Source organism: Ollibium composti (assembly GCF_004801285.1).
In the GTDB taxonomy this organism is placed as follows: Bacteria; Pseudomonadota; Alphaproteobacteria; order Rhizobiales; family Rhizobiaceae; genus Mesorhizobium; species Mesorhizobium composti.
In genome coordinates, this window is record NZ_SSNY01000011.1 from 72,670 (window position 1) to 89,998 (window position 17,329).

Consider the following 17,329-nt stretch of genomic DNA (forward strand, 5'->3'; position numbering starts at 1 on the left):
GGAATTCACCGGCACCCAGATAACAGAGGCGGCTTGAGATTTAGGCGCGAAATCGACAGAAAGACGAGAATGATCATGCACAGGTTCGGCCCGGGTTTCCCCACAAAGGTCCTCGAACAGCTTCGAATGCGTCGGCAGCGCGCCGGACAATCGACGACGGCGGAAGGCATGGAACAGCCGGGCGTGCTGGTGGCTTCCTACAACGTCCACAAATGCGTCGGCACCGACGGAAGGTTTGATCCCGAACGAACTTTCCGGGTCATTCATGAAATAGATGCGGACGTCATAGCTCTGCAGGAAGCTGATAAGCGTTTCGGCAATCGCGAGGGCCTGCTCGACCTCGCGCGTCTCGAGCGCGAGTCTGGCCTGGCGCTTGTGCCGGTATCGGGAAACATGCGAACGCATGGCTGGCACGGAAACGTCCTGCTTTTCAGGCGGGGCGTTATCCGCGACGTGCATCAGATAGCCCTTCCGGGGCTGGAGCCGCGCGGCGCGATTGTCGCAGAAATCGAACTGGAAGCCGGCGGCGCCGTCAGGATCATCGCAGCGCATTTCGGGCTTCTCCGCCGCTCTCGCACCCATCAGGCGCATTTGATCCAGCAAATCATGAACGCCAGAGACGAAGTCCCGGCATTGCTGATGGGCGACCTCAACGAATGGCGACTTAACGGCCGTTCCGCGCTCAACACGTTTAATGCCGCATTCGGTCCGTTGCCAGAGCCTGTTCCCAGTTTCCCCTCCCGATTGCCTCTCCTGGCACTCGACCGCATGATCGCAAACCGTAGGGACATTCTCTCGCCGATCATGGTCCACGATACGCCGCTGGCACGTCTGGCCTCGGACCACCTGCCGATCAAGGCGTATGTCAGCCTCGCATCCGCGCACTCGACGGCCAAACCCGATCTCGAGGCGGCCTGAGGCAAGAGACGGCTTGTTCAGAATCGGAGCCGGTCGCGCCAGATTGACTTGGCGAGTTCGAGTACGATCAAAGCGATCATCGCCGCTGCCAACGCAAGGCCGATATCGTCCCCATGTAGCGGGCCGAAGCTGAACAGGCTCCGCACGGACGGCTCCAGCAGGCCGAGCGCGAGGACGAGCGCGACCGCGGCGAAAATCCACGCAAGCGCAGGGTTGGGCCTTCGGATCGCCACGATAGGCGACGAACTGAAGGAGCGATTGACGAGGACGAGGCTGGCTAGGCAGAAAATCAAGGCAACGAATGTAAGTGCCCGTACCTCGTCTGCCGGCGTGCCGCGCCCAAAGGTGTAGATGAAAATCGTGCCGGTCAGCGCCAAGACCAACGCACCCTGGAGCACGCTCCAGAAGATCAACGACCAGGAGAACAATGGCTCCGATGGTTGCCGCGGCGGGCGGCGCATGACATCTTCTTCCTCGCCTTCCGCCTCGAAGACCAGCGTGCATACTGGATCGATCACCATCTCGAGGAACGCAATGTGAATCGGGCTGAAGATGATCGGAAAGCCGAAGACCAGCGGTAACAACGCCAGGCCCGCGATCGGCACGTGAACGGCGAAGATGAAACCCATAGCCTTGCGGATGTTATCATAGATGCGCCGCCCGAGCCTGATGGCTGAGACGATCGAGCTGAAATCGTCATCGAGGAGGACTATGGAGGACGCTTCGCGCGCCACGTCCGTACCGCGGCCGCCCATGGCGATGCCGATATGTGCGGCCTTCAGCGACGGTGCATCGTTGACGCCGTCTCCGGTCATCGCAACGATTTCGTTGTCCGCTTTCATCGCCTGGACGATGCGAAGCTTCTGTTCCGGCATGATGCGGGCGAACACCGTTGCGCTCCGGGCACGTTTCCGCAGATCTTCGTTTCCGAGCTTCTCCATCATTTCGCCGGTGACCGCGGCGGCACCTTCAGCGAGGCCTGCACGGTGCGCAATGGCGCAAGCCGTCGCCGGGTAGTCGCCGGTGATCATGACGACGCGGATGCCGGCGGAGCGGCAGTCGTCGATCGCCTGCGAGACGCTCTGCCGCAACGGGTCGGCCAGCCCGACGAGGCCGAGGAATGCGAAGGCGAAACCATGCGGCGTGTCCGGTAAAGCCTCGCCTTCATGGGCCGCTTTAGCGACACCCAGGACGCGGAGCCCTTCCGCGGCCATTGCGTCGACTGCCTGACGGACCATGGTACTCTCTGCCTCTCCGAGATTGGAGATCTTGGCGATTGCCTCCGGGGCGCCCTTCGCTGCGACGGTGAATTTCGGCTTCGCTGCGCCGTCGTCGCGCCAGACGTTGGTGACGGCGAGGAGTTCCGGACGCAGCCCGTAGCTTCGGACCAGCGTCCAGGCGGTTCTCGAGTGGCCTGCGATCCGCTCCTTGGCGAAGTCGTGGAAAGCCTTCTCCATCGGGTCGAACGGCTCGGGCGCGCTGGCCAGGAGTCCTTGGAAAGCCAGGTTCTGTGCGTCTTCCGGTGCCGGGGCGTCGGAGACTTCGTAACGGCCGAGCCCGTTGTCGCTCCTCGGACGCAGTTCGGCGACGGACATGCGGTTCTCGGTGAGCGTGCCCGTCTTGTCGGTGCACAGCACCGTTGCTGAACCGAGCGTCTCGATGGCCGCCGCCCGGCGCGTCAGGACGCGAGCGCGTGAGATCCGCCATGCGCCCATGGCCATGAATACGGTGAGCACGACCGGAAATTCTTCCGGGAGCATGGCCATGCCGATGGTGATGGCGGCGAGTACCGCATCCAGCCAGCCGCCGCGCAGCATGCCGTAGAGCACCAGCACGACGAGGCTTACCAGCCCTCCGCCGATGGCCGAAAGCTGCACCAGCCGCAAGATTTGAGCGCGAAGGCGCGGCGGTTCCGCCTCAAGGCCGTGCAATGACTGGCCGATCTTGCCGATCTCGCTTCGCGGTCCGGTGGCGAAGACCTCTGCGACGCCGCTGCCACGCACGATCAGCGAGCCGGAATATACGTAGGGAAGATCGTCGCCCCCCGGCCTGACGCCGGACGAAGGCCGGCCAACCGTGACGGATTTGCGGACCGGCAGGGACTCTCCCGTCAGCAGCGACTCGTCGGCTTGAAGGTCGCGGCCCTGCAGGATCGTCGCGTCGGCCGGCACGCGATCACCTTCGCCGAGGATGACAAGGTCACCGCGCACCACCTCGCGTCCCGGAATGCGCCGGTGGACGCCGCTCCGTATAACCAGGGCTCGCGGACTTGTAAGATCGCGCAACGCCTCCAGCACGCGCTCGGTGCGCGTTTCCTGGATCACGGTGATGATGACCGACATGCTTGCGAAGGCGAGCAGGATGAGCGCTTCCTCGCGGTCGCCCAGCAGGAAGTAGATCACTCCGCCCGCGAGCAGCAGCGCCAGCATCGGCTCGCGCAGGACCTCCAGCACGATCGCGAGCGCGGTCCGATGCTCATGTCTCGGAAGCTCGTTGTAACCTTCTGCCTTGAGGCGGCGGGCCGCTTCTTCCTCGGCGATTCCCTGGAAACGAGAAGGCTCGGGCGGTTTCATCGTCCAACTCAGGCTCCCTGCGGGCGGCGGAACGCTCGACCTCCCGAACTGACCGGCCGAAACTTGTCGGCTACTTTCCGCAGCATCTGTCTATCATGGCATCAGGATGGCCTTTGCCAGTTCTTCTCATTTGCCGGGGATGAATCTGGCTTCGAAGCCGTCCTGGCGCCCTTCGCGCGGAGAGACCAGTTCTATCCGCCCACCGATGCCCGAAGCGATCGCCTTGGCGATGGCGAGCCCGAGGCCGGCGCCTTCCCCCTGCGCGCCGCCTCGCTCGAAAGGCTCGGCCAGGCGGGCAAGCATGTCCGCCGGGACTGCGCTTCCCGCGTTGAAGACCCGCAGCACGCCGTCCGCCGACAAGGCGACACGCACCGGCTCGTGCCGCGAGCCATGCTTCAGCGCATTCTCGATGAGATTCCGCGCCAGGATCGCAAATGCGTCGGCGTCGATGTCTGAGAACACCGGAGCGTCAGCCAGAACCAGCTCGATCTGCTTCGGATCGTCCATCGTCATCTCATCGACCAGCACCCGCAACACGGTCGCTACGTTCACCGGCTGGGCCGCCTGAAGCCGCCCCCCTTCGGCCCGTGCAAGCTGCATCAGTTTCTCCGACAGCCTGGAAAGCCGTCGCAACGCCGTCTCGATGTGCCGCGCCCTTCTGCGGGTGGCCTCGTTCGGCGCCTCGGCGATCAGGCGCTGCGTCTGCGCCAGCGCCGCAGCGACTGGCGTACGCAGTTCGTGCGCGGAATTGGCCGTAAAGCTTCGCTCTGCTTCCAGCGTGCGCCTGAGCCGCTCCAGCAAGTGGTTTACCGCCATTGCTATCGGCCGGATTTCGGATGGCAGGCCATCGGCCGCGACCGCCGTCAGGTCACCGCCGCCGCGGGCCTCTATACCCGAACGGAAGGTCCTTATAGGCGCCATTGAAAGTCGCACGACGGCCCAGACGCCGAGCAGGCTGAGAGGGATGACCAGGCCGAGCGGCAGTGCCAGGCCGAGCAGAACCTCCTCGGCCACCGCGCGCCGGTGGACGAGGGGCTCGGCCACGGCGATCGTCACCGTACCGCGCAACGCGGCGTCGAAATAGATTCGGTGGGTCGAGGTATCGGCGAAGCCCGTGCCGGCGAAAGGCGGAAAGACGGCCAGATCGGCATTGTGTGACCGCAACAGGACCTTGCCCTCGGAATCCCTCACGACGTAGGTGAAATATTCGTCGTGCCGGCGCAGCGTAGCCACGCTCTGCTCCGCATCGTCGTCGCCATCATGATCGCGGCCGATGATGTCGAGAACGGCCAACGGCAGGATGCGTTGCGCCGTTTCCTCCAGTGCGCTGTCGAACACCTCGTTCATCTCGTGGCGCAGCTTGTGCGCCGTCACCGCGGCCGCAACCGCCCACAGCAGCGCCACCCCCAACCCGAGCCACAGCGAAAGCCGCCATTGCAGACTTCTGGGCAGCATCATCTGGCATTTCCAAGCCGGTATCCGATACCGCGCACGGTATCGATCACTGAATGTCCCAGCTTCTTGCGCAGGCGACTGACATGGACCTCGATCGTGTTGCTTTCCACCTCGGCGCCGAAGGCATAGAGCCGCTCCTCAAGCTGCACCTTGGACATGATTTGGCCGGGGCGCTGGACGAAGGCCTCGAACAGCGCCCATTCGCGCGCAGTCAGATCGATCGGCCGGCCGCCGCGCGCGACAGTCCTAGCCGCGAGATCGATCTGCAGGTCGCCGATCTCGACGAGCGGGTTCGGATTGCCGCTGTAGCGCCGTGCCACGGCGTTCAGCCGTGCCGAAAGCTCCGATAGGTCGAAGGGCTTGGTCATGTAGTCGTCCGCCCCGGCGTTGAGCCCCTGGATACGATCGGAGATCTGGTCCAGCGCCGTCAGGATGATGACCGGCGTAGCGCAGCCCTTCATGCGCATGCTGCGCAAAAAGCTGATGCCCCGCCCGTCCGGGAGCATCATGTCCAAGAGGACAAGGTCGTAAGCCGCACTCTCGAGGTAGGTTGTCGCAGCGTCGAGTCGCGTCACCCAGTCGACCGAATGGCTTGACGCGACGATGTGGTCACGCACGGCCGCGCCCAGGATCGAGTCGTCTTCCACCAGCAGGATTCTCATGAAGGGACCGTCCTGTTCCTTACCGTGCGATTGCCATCGAATCCTGTCAGCAAGCTGACGGGTATGTCCACTCAGCTTCAGGTGTTCGTCAGGCAAGACTGCCATGGTCACCGCGACCGAACATCGAGCAAGGACAAACAAATATGAGGAAGCATACACTGGCAGCGGCTGCATTTCTCGTATTTGCCGGATCGGGCGCCGCGATGGCCGACGACGACTGCCACCTTCCGATGGACCAGTGGCAGCCGCGCGAGGCTGTGCAGAAGATGGCCGAAGCCCGCGGCTGGACCGTCCGCAGGATCAGGGCCGACGACGGCTGCTACCAGATCAGTGGCACCGACGAGAACGGCCGCGGCCTTAAGGTCAAAGTGGATCCCGGCTCGCTGGAGATCGTCAAGATGAAGCGAGAAGGGCAGGATGAAGACGATGACGACAATGGCTCCAGCCGATTGCAGGCGGCGCCCGCCGGAATGGTCGCGCCGCCTTCCAACGGACTCTTCGGCAAGGGCGCCCCGAAAGCCGAAGTGAAATGACGAACCGTCTCACCCCAGTCACGACGACGAATTTTCAAAGGTGAACAAGATGCAGGAAGAACGCGTGAGAACCCGCAATTCCGCCCGCTATTCGAAAAGCATGATCGTCATCCATTGGGTGACCGCTCTGGCCGTGCTGGGCGCATGGCTGACCTCGGAAGGTGGCCGGGACATAGCCGAAGATCCGCCGCTGCTGCATTTCTCGCTTGGGCTGGCGGTGCTCGTGCTGGTCGTGCCCCGCCTGATCCTGCGCCTCGCGGGTGGCGCGCCCGACGTGGAACCCCAGGGCGGCTGGCTTGGCGCGACCGCCAGGGCCGGCCATGCGGTGCTCTACCTGTTCCTGATCGTCCTGCCGCTGACCGGCTGGTACGCCGCTTCGCGCATGGGCGTGCCCGTATCATTTTTTGGCCTGCACCTGCCGGCCATCGCCGAGCAGGTCCAGGGCCAGCCGGGCCTGATCGCCGATCTCCATGAAAATGGCGGGACGGTGATCCTCTATCTCGCCGGCCTGCATGCCCTGATGGCGATCTGGCACCAGTTCGTCCTGCGCGACGGCACGCTCCAGCGCATGAGTCCGCGCTGAGGTTTTTTCTCACGCCAAGTGGCTTCCTCCGCTTGTCCACGGCCCCGGCGCGACAAGGCTCGCGCCGGGTCTCAACGCGTCAGGCTGCGTAGGATTCCTCGAAAACCTCACCGACCGCGACTTGGCTAAGGGTATCACCCGACCTTAGGATGAACAGTGCATCCAGACCGTTGCGCCGGGCCAGTTCTCGCCCTTCTCCCTGCCCCAGGACCAGAAGCGCCGTCGCCCATGCATCGGCTTCCATGCAAGCTGGGCAAACAACGGAAACCGACGCGACATCATTGATCACCGGCCCACCGCGCGCCCGATCCATCGTATGGGAAAGGCGGCTCCGCCCGATCTCGATCCAGTGCCGGTAATCGCCCGAAGTCGCGATGGCTGCATTGTGCAACGCAACTGCGCCGAACGGCGCGCGCACGTCGTAGTCCGGCTTTTCCACCGCGACGATCCATGGCGCTCCGTCCGGCTTGGTGCCTGTCGCCTTCAGCTCGCCGTCCAAGGCGACGAGGGCACTGTCGATACCGAAATCCCGCATAACTTCCGCCATCGCATCCACGGCAAAGCCCTTGGCGATGCCCGACAGGTCGAGCGTCACCGGCGCGTGCTTGCGCGCCCGGCCGCCCGAAGGGTCCAGCTCCAGCACCTCATGGGCAGGCGGCCGCCCTTTGCCGACCCAGCGCCGGACGGCCTCCTCGTCTGGCGCCTTGCCGGAAGGGCCGAAGCCCCAGGCATTCACCAGGTCTCCCAGGCCGATGTCGAAGGCTCCGGCCGAAGCCCGGCCGATCTCGACGCCCTTTTCAAGCACGAGCATCAATTCGGCGGGCATCGCAACCCATTTTCCCGGCGCCGCCGCGTTCAGGCGCATGAGGTCACTGTCGGGCTTCCATGTCGACATCTGGCGGTCGACGTCGGCCACAGTGCGGGCGAGCGCAGCTTCCGGCGCGGCCAGCCCGAAGGTTTCGGGAACATGGAACAGCGCCGACCACCTCGTGCCCATAACGAGACCGCTCAGGGTGCGGCGAACCGGTTCAGTAGACGTCTTCGACATATTTTCCCTGCGCCTTGAGGGCCTGCGGGGTCAGGCCGAGAGGTGAAATCACCTGCGCGAGCGCCTCCATGACGCCGGCCGCCATCTCACGGCCGCCGCACACCATGATCTGGGCGCCGTCGGCAATCAGAGCGCGCAGGCGCTCGGCGTCCTCACGCAGCAGGTCCTGCACGTAGCCACCGCCCGCGATGCGCGAGAAGATAGCGCTGATGCAGGTAAGCCGCCCGTCGCCCAGCCAGCCCGCGATCTCATCCCGGTAGAGGAAATCGGATGCCGGATGGCGTCCACCGAAATACAGGTGCATGGGGCGGGCCTTTCCGTTCCCCCGGATGAAGCCCGCCAAAGGGCCTATTCCAGTGCCGGCGCCGACCAGGATGACCGGCATGCGACCGGGCAAAGGGCGGAAACCGGAATTGCGCCTGACGAAGGCCCGGATGCCGTCGCCCGGACGAAGGGCGTGGAGCAAGGTCGAACAGGCGCCGCCGGGCTGTTTGCGCACGCAGATTTCGACGGCTCCGTCGCAGCTCGAGCTCGCCAGCGAATAGTATCGCGGGGTCGTACAGCCAGGCGCCACGACGCCGAGCAGGTCGCCCGCCGCGAACCGGGGCCAGGCGCGCCCGGAAAGACGGGCCATCAGCCCCGCGTTCGGCATGGAAAAGCGCAGGATGGCGGTGGGCACCTGCACTTCCGCGCCGTAGTCGACACGCTCGATCAGCGTCAGTGTCTGCGTGCGCGGAACCTCCGCCACATGCGCCAGCCTGATGGTCTTACCCATGACGGCGGACAAAACCTCTCCCCAGTGGGAGAATTCCTGCGCGGACTGGCGGTCGATCGCCGCGAGCGGCATCAGCCGCTTCCAGCCCTTGCTGCGCAAGGCCCTCTCCACGTCGCGGGCGAACCGGCAGAACGCCGGGAACTGCCGGTCGCCGAAGCCGAGAACAGCCACCGGGAAATGCGGGGGCTCCATCCGATCGATCCGTCTCAGGAAGGAGTCGGCGCCGGCAGGCGCCTCGCCGTCGCCGTAGGTCGCCGCAAGCACGAACATGCGTCTGGCGGCGGGGTAGCGGGCGGCAATGTCGTTCATGGGTGCGGTGTGGACACGGTGGCCGAGGGCGGCGAGCGCCTCGTGTAGAGTGCGGGCGAAGCCCCAGGTGCTGCCGCTTTCGCTGCCCACCAGGATCACCGTATCCGCTGCCGCCGCCGCGGCGTTGCGGGCGATGCGGACGCGGCCCCGGCGTTGACTCCACCAGATCGCTGTTCCAGCGCCGCCGAGCACGGGCACGCCGAGGGCGCTGGCGCCCAACAGCAGCCCGAGCCACCACAGGCCCTGGCCGGTGTGAATCATGTAAATGAACTCATAGATCTGCCTGGCGGCGCCGCTGTCCTGCCAAGCCAGCATCTGTCCCGTCGCCGGATCGACAAACCCCTCTCCCGTCGCAGTGCTGAGTTCATACACATCGGACGGGACGGATCGATCGGGAAAGGTGAGTTCGCGAAGCTGGCCAAGGTCGATATCCTGCAATGCCGCGAGCCGGTCAGCCGGCAGCGCCGGTCCGGCACCCGCCGCGACCTGCAAGACAGGAGCGGCCTGCGAGCTACCGTCAGGGACCAGTCCGAACGTGGCAAGCGACATGTAGAGCGCCGTCACGGTGGACAAAAAAACGCCGAGAGCGGTCAGCTTCCCGAGGCCGATGTGCAGCCGTTGTGCGCCGGTGCCGCGGGCGCGGCCGAGCATGCGCCGCCAGCCGCCCGCGCGCCGGGCGGTCATTTGCAAGCCCGACAGGTTCAGCAGCAAAAGGGCCAGCGCACCGATCGCCGCCGTCGCGCGGCCGCCATTGCCAAGAAAGAGCGACCGGTGCAGGTTCTTCACCCAGCGTTCGACCGCCGAAGGCGCGACTTCGCCGATGGCCCGGCCGGAAGCGGGATCGATCACGCTGGAAACGGCGCGGCCGTTCTCCAGGTAGGAGGCGACGATCCCGCCCGAAGGCGAACGCACGATCTGTTCGACATCCGGATAGGCTCTTTCGATCCGACCGGCGACCTCGGCGACGCTGAGCCGGCCGGAAGCGGCGACCGTTCCGGCCCTTTCCAGCGCGGGCAGGACCGACAGATACGTCCCACTGAGCGCCAGGATGGTGATCAAGATCGCGGCGAAGAGGCCGAGAAGCCTGTGAAACAGACGCATCTTGCAGACCCGGACCGGCCGGGCTTACATGTCGTAGGTGAAGGCGCTGATATAGCGCCGGCCGGCCACAGGTTTCCCCGCCCCGCCGGACGTGAGCGGAGCCACCACGTCGGAGGGGCTGTCGCGCATATCTTCGGCAGCCGCGTCCACATGAATTTCATAGCCGGCGTCGAAGAGGGCATCGGCGAGGTCGAGGGAAATCTTCAAGGAGCGTCCGGAGCCGACACTCGCGCCGGTGATGCCGTTGATCTCGCCAAGGTTCCCGCCCGATCCCCGCAGCCAGCCGCCGAGGTGGCGGTAGTATTTCGACCTGCCGCCGGCCATCCAAAGCGTGCCCTTGTAGGCTCCCGCCGCATCGGTGACATAGAGCGCCAGATAGGCGCCGTTGCCGCCATAATCATTGATGGTCGTGGTCAGTGTGACCGGACGAGCCAACGCCAGCGCGGGGAAAGTCAGCGCCGTAGTCAGGGCCAGCACGGCGACAAGCGATTTCATCGGCAAACTCCGCAGCGGATTTTCACTGCGCCGAAGCTGCCGGCTCAGTCTGACGCATTCCTGAAGAGGCGGGAAAAAGCTCTTAAGGTGGCCGTCAGCTTGAAACGCCACAGGCATTACAGATAGGATTTCGCCGCTCCCGATCCGTAACGTCGGGCGTCCGCATTGTTCAAAGCATTTGCCCTGCCGTTATCGCAAGCTTGGCAGGGGCAGCAGCCATTCCCGGAAGTCCGTTTTCGCTCCATCATCCCGGAAGCCCGCAACCGGGAGCAAAACCTGCAAGGAGACATCGCGTCGTGCCCCCGCATATGCATCCGGAGAACCATCTCGTAAAACGTATCGGCTGGCTGCGCGCCGCCATATTGGGCGCCAATGACGGGATCGTCTCGACGGCAAGCCTGATCGTGGGCGTCGCGGCTGCTTCATCCTCGACATCCGAGGTCCTTGTCGCCGGTATCGCCGGACTGGTTGCCGGCGCGATGTCGATGGCCGCCGGCGAGTATGTTTCGGTCAGTTCCCAATCCGATACGGAACAGGCCGATCTCGCGCGCGAACGGGCGGAGCTTGCCAGTCAGCCGGATTTCGAACGCGATGAACTCGCACAGATCTACATGCAACGCGGCCTTGATCCTAAACTCGCATATGAGGTCGCGGATCAACTCATGGCCAAGGACGCGCTCGGCGCTCACGCACGCGATGAACTCGGCATGTCCGAGGTGACGGCGGCACGGCCGATCCAGGCCGCAATCACATCGGCGGCGACGTTCGCTACCGGAGCGGCCTTGCCCCTGCTCACGGCTCTTCTCCTACCGCACTCCATCCTTATCCTCGGCGTATCCGTCGCTTCCCTTTTCTTCCTTGCCCTGCTCGGCGCGATCGGAGCACAGGCCGGCGGCGCGAACATAGGCAAGGCAACGGTGCGGGTGACCTTCTGGGGCGCGATAGCGATGGCGCTGACGGCAGGAATCGGGGCGGTCTTCGGAACAGCGGTCTGACGACCCGCAATTTTTGCAAGACTATCTGCCGACATGGCCGAAGGGTCCGCCATCACGCGGCGGGGCCGCACAGGCATATCCTGATCCCAACCGATGCCTTTTGACGCAAGGGGATCCAACACGGCCTCGCGACGGCATAGTACGGGTGACAATTGATTCAGATCAAGGCGGTGCGGCGGCCGCAGTCCCAGTCTTTGGGCCGGCTGCCGCACGGTCGGATATGGCGATGAAAAGGGTCATAGCAGCGTTGTTGATTGGCTTCGGCATTGCCGGCTCAGTTGCCGGCGAGCGGATGAGCTATGGCAAAGCCGAATATCTGAATTCCTGTGCAACCTGTCACGGTGTCGAAGGCAAGGGTGACGGGCCGCTGAGGGATTTGCTCGTCAAGCGTCCCGCCGATCTCACAAGCATCAGCAAGCGCAATGGAGGCAGGTTTCCATATGCCCGCGTCATCGCCGTGATCGATGGACGATATGACGTGCCGGGTCACGGCAATCGCGACATGCCTGTCTGGGGACGTCAGTTCCTTGAGGATGACCAGCGCCTGTATGGTCCAGCCGGCGGAGAAATCGTCACGATCGAGCGCATCAACGAGCTCGCGGGCTACGTCCAGTCATTGCAAAGATAGGCGTATCTTTCGAGGTCCGATTTCTGCCTGCAACGATCGGGCAGACCGTAGAGGCCGATGCATTTCAGGGATCGCCGATCGGACGGCGGTGCGAGGTTGACCTCTTCGGTCTGCCGTCGAATCCTGGCACAAGTCAATTTCCACCGCCGGCAGCAACCCTAGGCAGAATCGACATTTAGCGCATCCAGATCATAGCGGCTGCGAGATGGATGAAGCTGAGGAAGTGGATGGCCCGCCTGTCATATCGGGTTGCGATGCGACGGAAGTGCTTGAGCTTATTGAAACAGCGCTCGATGAGATTGCGGGCTTTGTAGACCTCGAAATCATACGGGATCAGGCGCTTGCGCGTGGGGTTGCAAGGAATGACGGCCTCGGCATCCATATCGCTGATGATCTGGCGCAGGGCATTGGAATCATAGGCCTTGTCGGCGAGGACACGGCGCGCGGACAGGCCTTCGAGCAGAGCCGGAGCCTGGGTGACGTCACCGCGTTGGCCGGGAGTGAGGATCATCCGCAGCGGTCGTCCCTTCCCGTCCACGGCCATGTGGATCTTGGTGGTCAGTCCACCTCGGGAACGCCCCAGAGCCTGGTTCTGGTCCCCCCTTTTCCGGTCGCTGCCTGCTGGTGAGCGCGAACCAGGGTGCTGTCGAGCATCAGGTAATCGTTGTCCGGATCATCAATGAGATGGGCGAGCACCTTCTCCCATACACCCGCTTTGGCCCATCGGGTGAAGCGTTTGTGGGCGGTCTTGTACTTGCCGTAGCGCTCGGGCAGGTCGTGCCAGTGGGCGCCGGAGCGCAGGACCCACAAAACAGCGTTGACGAACAATCGGTTGTCTTCGCCGCAACGGCCCCGGTCGCCGGGCTTTCCGGGAAGAAGGCCGCATATCCGCCGCCATTGGACCGGCGTCAGTTCATAGCGCTTGGCCATCACAGGTCTCCAGATCATGAAATCTGGAAACCCATGAATCACACAACGATCAGGCGAGGAATCCTAAATGTCGGTTGGTCCTAGCGGCCAGAGCAGGGATAGGCAGCCATTAGTGCGGACGTCGCGACCGATGCGATGTGCTCCTTGCCGGCGGAGGCATTCGCCTGAATGTAACTATCGAGGAACTCACGAAATTCCTCCACGGATGTGAAAAAAACCTGCGTGCAGAAGACAGGATGGCCTGTCTGGGCGAGAGCATTGGTGATCTCGATGCCGTCCATGAGACCTTCCAGATAATTGGTCTCCTCGGTGGTTGCCTTGCTTTTTCGGAACTCGGAAACAGTAAGATCGGCACGTGCTGGACCAACCCCGCACCATAGCAGGCCAGCCATCAAAGCAAGGATTTCCACTTTCATTTTTCCTCCGAACAATTCGGCAGGAGTTGGACTTATCTTGGCAAGCTCGCGTCGACGGATCGAGGTGGATTTCGAGGCACGGCTCGAGCACTCGCGCCGGTTAGCTACCAATCAAAGGTACACGACCGGATCTTCCGCTGACCTTGATCCAGCGCAAGGCGACCGGCTTGTCGCAAGTCAAAATGAACCAGCTTATCAAAAAGCAGACCGGATAGTTGTCGTGCTCGAGCAGGCACGGCTCAGTCTCGCCAGCGGAGTGAAAGATGCGCGTCAAGGATCTGATGAAATCCAATGTCGTCACCGTGAAGCCGGACAACAGCGTGAAACACGCTGCACAGATTATGCTGACCAGGGGAATAGGCGGACTGCCGGTGGTGGACGATCACGATGTGCTGGTAGGCATAATCACAGAAGGTGATCTGCTTGGCAGGAGCGAGATCGGCGCCGCGAGCCATCAGAGCGGGAAAGGAAGCGTCGAGGAATGGGCGGCCGCTTTCGTCAAGAACCATAGCTGGAAAGTCGCCGATGTCATGACCCGAGGCGTCATCGCGGTCGAGGAAGGAGCTTCGATCGGTCGGGTCGCCGCGCTTATGAATGATTATCATGTGAAGCGGTTACCGGTGACGCACGACGGGCGGCTCGTCGGTATCGTCAGCCGCGTCGATCTGCTGCATCTGATAGCGACGGCGGAACCGGATGACTGTGCGCCCGGCGATACCGCCATCAGACGCAGTATCCTCAGCCGCCTGGGCGAGATGGCGCTCGACGACTTCGTCAAACTTTCCGTTATCGTTTCGGACGGCGTGGTGCATTTGTGGGGCGACCTCGACTCGATCAGCGAGAGAGAGGCCGCGCGTGTCGTCTCTGAAGGTGTGCACGGCGTTGCCGGCGTTGCCGGCGTCGTCGACCACACCCGCGTTTCCCTTATCAAAAGCGACGACAAGGAGCGACATCAATCTGCTGCGCAATGACACTCATTCGAACGATCTTGACTAAGCGCCTGTCGGAGATCGTGGCGCGTTAGTAGAACAGGTTTGACACCGGTCAATGTCAATCCTCTTTGGCGCGCCAATGTCAGGGCAATTGGTAAAACCCCATGTTGAGCGTGAACCGATGACGTCGATCCGAGTTCTTTCAGTTTTGGGCTGTGTCGCCGTCACGCTTATCAGCCCGATGCCGGCCGCAGCCGAAAAATCACTGACTCCAATGCTTGCCCGCGTCATTCCGGCAGTTGTGAGCATCTCGACTGAAGGTGCTATGTCGGACAGCCAGTCTGCCCTGTCCGACGCTCCGTCTTCCGTGGGTTCCGGCTCGATCATCGACGCCGCGAAAGGACTCATCCTCACTGACTACCACGTCATCCAGGAAGCCGAAACGATCTCGGTCACGCTTTCGGATGGACGCAGCTTCGAGGCGCAAACCGTAGGGACAGATGCCGCTACCGATCTCGCCGTCATCAAGATCGATGCCGTTGGCCTTACCCAATTGACCATTGGGGATTCGGACGGCCTGCGGATAGGCGACTATGTAGTCGCGGTTGGCAATCCCTTTGGCCTTTCACAGACCGTTACGCATGGCATTGTCAGCGCGCTTGGGCGAACCGGTTTTGAGACGGGTGCCTATGAAGGGTACATCCAGACGGATGCCGCCATCAACCCGGGCAATTCCGGCGGTCCGTTGTTGGACCTCGATGGGCGCATGGTCGGCGTCAACAGCGCTATCATCGGTTCGTCGAGCGGCAGCGTCGGCCTCGGCTTTTCTATTCCCTCTGCTGCCGCTAAGCAGATTCTTCCGGAACTGATCGCGCACGGAGAAGTCAAGCGCGGACAGCTTGGCGTCGTAACGCAGAACTTGACCGAGGATCTCGCGACGGCGCTCCATGCGGGCACGACAAAGGGCGCCGTCGTCAGCCAGGTACTTCCGGGTTCGGCGGCCGCGACTGTCGGCCTGACTGCCGGCGACGTGATTATCGGCATCAATGGCCACAGCGTGGCGGACGCTGGCGAATTGCGCCGCTTGATCGGCAATCTCGCGCCGCAAACGAGAATTCATATCACTGCAGTCAGAGATGGACGGCAAATCGGGCGCGATGCAACGGTGACGCTGAAGATTCGCCCCCCAACCACCTACGATGGGGCGGGACTCCTACGATCGGTGGTGTTGGCCACTGTCGCACCCGGTTCGCCGGCCTACGGCAAGATCCAAGGCGCGGCTGTGGTATCCGTCAGTCCAGGCAGCGCCGCAGCGAACAGCGGTCTTATGGACGGCGACGTTATCGCAACTCTCGACCGCAAGCCAATCGACGGGCCGGAGCAGGCCGCCCGCCTTACCGCCGGCACTAAGGAATTCCTTTTGCTTGGCATCTTTCGAGACGACCGAATGCTCTTTATCGTTATTCGGCGGCGCAACGGTTGACGTCATATATCAACGGGTCGCGAACTATCAAAGGCCGCCGCGCCCACGATTGTCGAGCACCGCCGGGCGGACGGCTCGACCGACGTTAGCTTACGCCGAGATAGCGGCCGGGCCGATGATTGAGTGCCAGGATGAGATTGAGAATCGTGGCACTCAGGGTCGACAGAAATACCTTGCCGGGGGCCAGGACAAGGAACGAGGTAGATAGAATGGCGAGATCGACGGCAAGCTGAAAATAGCCCGCTCGTAGCCCAAAATTTTCCTGGAGGAAAATGGCCAGGATGTTATTGCCGCCCAGGCTGGTGCGATGCCGGAACAGCATCAGCATACCGGTTCCGCACAACGTTCCAGCCATGACTGCGGCATAGGCGGCGTTCAACCGAGCAAATTCCACCCATTCGGACGTAAGGCGTGAAAATAGCGAGACAAGACTGACCGCAATGAATGTCCGCACGATGAAGGCGCCGCCCAGCCGCTTCCAGCCCAACAGGTAGAAGGGCAGGTTGATCAGCGAAAATCCGAGCCAGAAGTTGATACCGCCGGTGTACTGGAGCAGGAGCGCCACTCCCGCCACCCCGCCGACTACCAGCACCGCCTGGGCGTAGATGGTCATGCCTAGCGCCACCATGAGGCTGCCAAGGATTAGTGCAAGCGCGTCTTCGTGCAGACCATGCCGCACTACTAGCATGCTTCCAACTTCGCGTTGAGACATGAACCTGTTCCCGTCTGGCTGGGAACCTGTCTCATGCCGGACCGGAGGTCTTTGTCCGGGCGCAAACATCACGGGAAAGTTCTCCACATTGGTCCAGGCGCGGGTCGTCTTGCGTCCGACTGAAAGCGATGTCGCTTTGACGTCGATCAAGGCGCGGTGTGCTCACACCTGCTCTGTGGAGAACGAAGGCACAGAGATCATGACCGCCAACAATTGACGTTCGCGGCGATGGTATTTCGATCTCATTGAAAGAGCCAAAGATGTACAAGCGCATCCTGATTGCCACAGATGGTTCAGCACTGGCATCAAAGGGCATCGAACAGGGGTTGGCGCTCGCCGTGCCACTTAACGCCAGAATAACGGTCCTGACCGTCACCCAGCCGTTGTCGCCGCAAGTCGCGCGAGCCGCGATTGCCGGTGGCGTTCACGACCCGACCATCCGATTTGATCAGCAAATCGAAGAACAGATGAGAGCGCTCTTCGCGCCGATCAAGGAACGAGCGTCCGAGCATGGCGTCGCCGTTGAACTCCTGCACGAAATCGACGGTTCCCCGGCAGAAGCGATCGTTAGGACCGCCAACTTGAAGGATTGCGATCTGATCATCATGTCGTCTCATGGTCGGCGCGGCGTCGACCGGCTGATGCTCGGGAGTCAGACTGCCGAGGTGCTCGCGCATACGACCCTTCCGGTTTTGGTTGTCCGGTAGTCAGGATTACGTCATCGCAGCACGACGGGACTGAAGTTGCCTAAAAAGGCTCCTTCAATTCGTGAGCGCGACAT

Annotated in this window: 17 protein-coding genes; 8 read left to right on the forward strand and 9 right to left on the reverse strand. The window is 62.8% G+C overall.

What is annotated here, in order from left to right; all coding sequences use genetic code 11:
* Window positions 1-75: 75 nt before the first annotated feature.
* Window positions 76-918 carry an endonuclease/exonuclease/phosphatase family protein gene (locus E6C48_RS17685; protein WP_136359501.1) on the forward strand — a complete coding sequence of 281 codons (843 nt, stop codon included), beginning with the start codon at window positions 76-78 and terminating at the stop codon, window positions 916-918.
* Between the two features lie 17 nt (window positions 919-935).
* Here E6C48_RS17685 and E6C48_RS17690 read toward each other — a convergent pair whose 3' ends face one another.
* The 3 genes from E6C48_RS17690 to E6C48_RS17700 form a co-directional block, all read right to left on the reverse strand.
* Window positions 936-3,491, reverse strand: coding sequence for a cation-translocating P-type ATPase (locus tag E6C48_RS17690; protein WP_136359502.1), 2,556 nt, complete (start codon window positions 3,489-3,491; stop codon window positions 936-938).
* A 126-nt stretch (window positions 3,492-3,617) separates the two neighbouring features.
* Window positions 3,618-4,949 (reverse strand): sensor histidine kinase, encoded by a 1,332-nt coding sequence (locus tag E6C48_RS17695; protein ID WP_136359503.1) that lies wholly within the window; start codon window positions 4,947-4,949, stop codon window positions 3,618-3,620.
* Window positions 4,946-5,608, reverse strand: coding sequence for a response regulator transcription factor (locus E6C48_RS17700; protein ID WP_136359612.1), 663 nt, complete (start codon window positions 5,606-5,608; stop codon window positions 4,946-4,948). Before E6C48_RS17700 ends, E6C48_RS17695 begins: the two co-directional genes overlap by 4 nt.
* A gap of 143 nt (window positions 5,609-5,751) precedes the next feature.
* Here E6C48_RS17700 and E6C48_RS17705 point away from each other — a divergent pair, with 143 nt between their 5' ends.
* Together E6C48_RS17705 and E6C48_RS17710 are read left to right on the forward strand one after the other, a co-directional pair.
* Window positions 5,752-6,141, forward strand: a complete 390-nt coding sequence (locus E6C48_RS17705) for a PepSY domain-containing protein (protein ID WP_136359504.1) — start codon at window positions 5,752-5,754, stop codon at window positions 6,139-6,141.
* Between the two features lie 64 nt (window positions 6,142-6,205).
* A complete protein-coding gene (locus tag E6C48_RS17710; RefSeq protein ID WP_230978834.1) occupies window positions 6,206-6,724 on the forward strand; it encodes a cytochrome b in 519 nt (172 codons plus the stop codon).
* A gap of 79 nt (window positions 6,725-6,803) precedes the next feature.
* Here the strand turns inward: E6C48_RS17710 and E6C48_RS17715 are convergent, their stop codons facing one another.
* The 3 genes from E6C48_RS17715 to E6C48_RS17725 are packed head-to-tail and all read right to left on the reverse strand — an operon-like array spanning window position 6,804 to window position 10,452.
* Window positions 6,804-7,772: an FAD:protein FMN transferase gene (locus tag E6C48_RS17715; RefSeq protein ID WP_136359506.1), complete on the reverse strand. Its 969-nt coding sequence runs from the start codon at window positions 7,770-7,772 to the stop codon at window positions 6,804-6,806.
* Window positions 7,753-9,957, reverse strand: a complete 2,205-nt coding sequence (locus E6C48_RS17720; RefSeq protein WP_136359507.1) for a PepSY domain-containing protein — start codon at window positions 9,955-9,957, stop codon at window positions 7,753-7,755. The genes E6C48_RS17715 and E6C48_RS17720 overlap by 20 nt, the downstream gene beginning before the upstream one ends.
* A 24-nt stretch (window positions 9,958-9,981) precedes the next feature.
* Window positions 9,982-10,452, reverse strand: coding sequence for a DUF2271 domain-containing protein (locus E6C48_RS17725; RefSeq protein ID WP_136359508.1), 471 nt, complete (start codon window positions 10,450-10,452; stop codon window positions 9,982-9,984).
* 308 nt (window positions 10,453-10,760) lie between these two features.
* On the opposite strand from E6C48_RS17725, the gene E6C48_RS17730 reads away from it, so the two are divergent.
* Together E6C48_RS17730 and E6C48_RS17735 are read left to right on the forward strand one after the other, a co-directional pair.
* Window positions 10,761-11,447 (forward strand): VIT1/CCC1 transporter family protein, encoded by a 687-nt coding sequence (locus E6C48_RS17730; RefSeq protein ID WP_136359613.1) that lies wholly within the window; start codon window positions 10,761-10,763, stop codon window positions 11,445-11,447.
* Between the two features lie 226 nt (window positions 11,448-11,673).
* Window positions 11,674-12,075, forward strand: coding sequence for a c-type cytochrome (locus E6C48_RS17735; protein ID WP_136359509.1), 402 nt, complete (start codon window positions 11,674-11,676; stop codon window positions 12,073-12,075).
* 175 nt (window positions 12,076-12,250) lie between these two features.
* Here the strand turns inward: E6C48_RS17735 and E6C48_RS17740 are convergent.
* Together E6C48_RS17740 and E6C48_RS17745 are read right to left on the reverse strand one after the other, a co-directional pair.
* Window positions 12,251-13,005 (reverse strand): IS5 family transposase gene (locus E6C48_RS17740; protein ID WP_407941015.1). Its coding sequence is split into 2 segments (ribosomal slippage): window positions 12,251-12,678 and window positions 12,678-13,005, totalling 756 coding nucleotides; the frame shifts between segments, so codons are not numbered across the junction.
* 80 nt (window positions 13,006-13,085) lie between these two features.
* Window positions 13,086-13,421 (reverse strand): Rap1a/Tai family immunity protein, encoded by a 336-nt coding sequence (locus E6C48_RS17745; protein ID WP_136359511.1) that lies wholly within the window; start codon window positions 13,419-13,421, stop codon window positions 13,086-13,088.
* Between the two features lie 263 nt (window positions 13,422-13,684).
* Here E6C48_RS17745 and E6C48_RS17750 point away from each other — a divergent pair, with 263 nt between their 5' ends.
* Entirely contained in the window at window positions 13,685-14,392 is a 708-nt protein-coding gene (locus E6C48_RS17750) for a CBS domain-containing protein (RefSeq protein WP_136359512.1), read from the forward strand.
* A 76-nt stretch (window positions 14,393-14,468) separates the two neighbouring features.
* Window positions 14,469-15,836 (forward strand): trypsin-like peptidase domain-containing protein, encoded by a 1,368-nt coding sequence (locus E6C48_RS17755; protein ID WP_136359513.1) that lies wholly within the window; start codon window positions 14,469-14,471, stop codon window positions 15,834-15,836.
* 85 nt (window positions 15,837-15,921) lie between these two features.
* Here the strand turns inward: E6C48_RS17755 and E6C48_RS17760 are convergent, their stop codons facing one another.
* Complete coding sequence (locus E6C48_RS17760; protein ID WP_136359514.1) at window positions 15,922-16,548, reverse strand: YitT family protein; 627 nt, start codon at window positions 16,546-16,548, stop codon at window positions 15,922-15,924.
* A 260-nt stretch (window positions 16,549-16,808) separates the two neighbouring features.
* On the opposite strand from E6C48_RS17760, the gene E6C48_RS17765 reads away from it, so the two are divergent.
* Window positions 16,809-17,255 carry a universal stress protein gene (locus E6C48_RS17765; RefSeq protein WP_136359515.1) on the forward strand — a complete coding sequence of 149 codons (447 nt, stop codon included), beginning with the start codon at window positions 16,809-16,811 and terminating at the stop codon, window positions 17,253-17,255.
* Window positions 17,256-17,329: the final 74 nt, after the last annotated feature.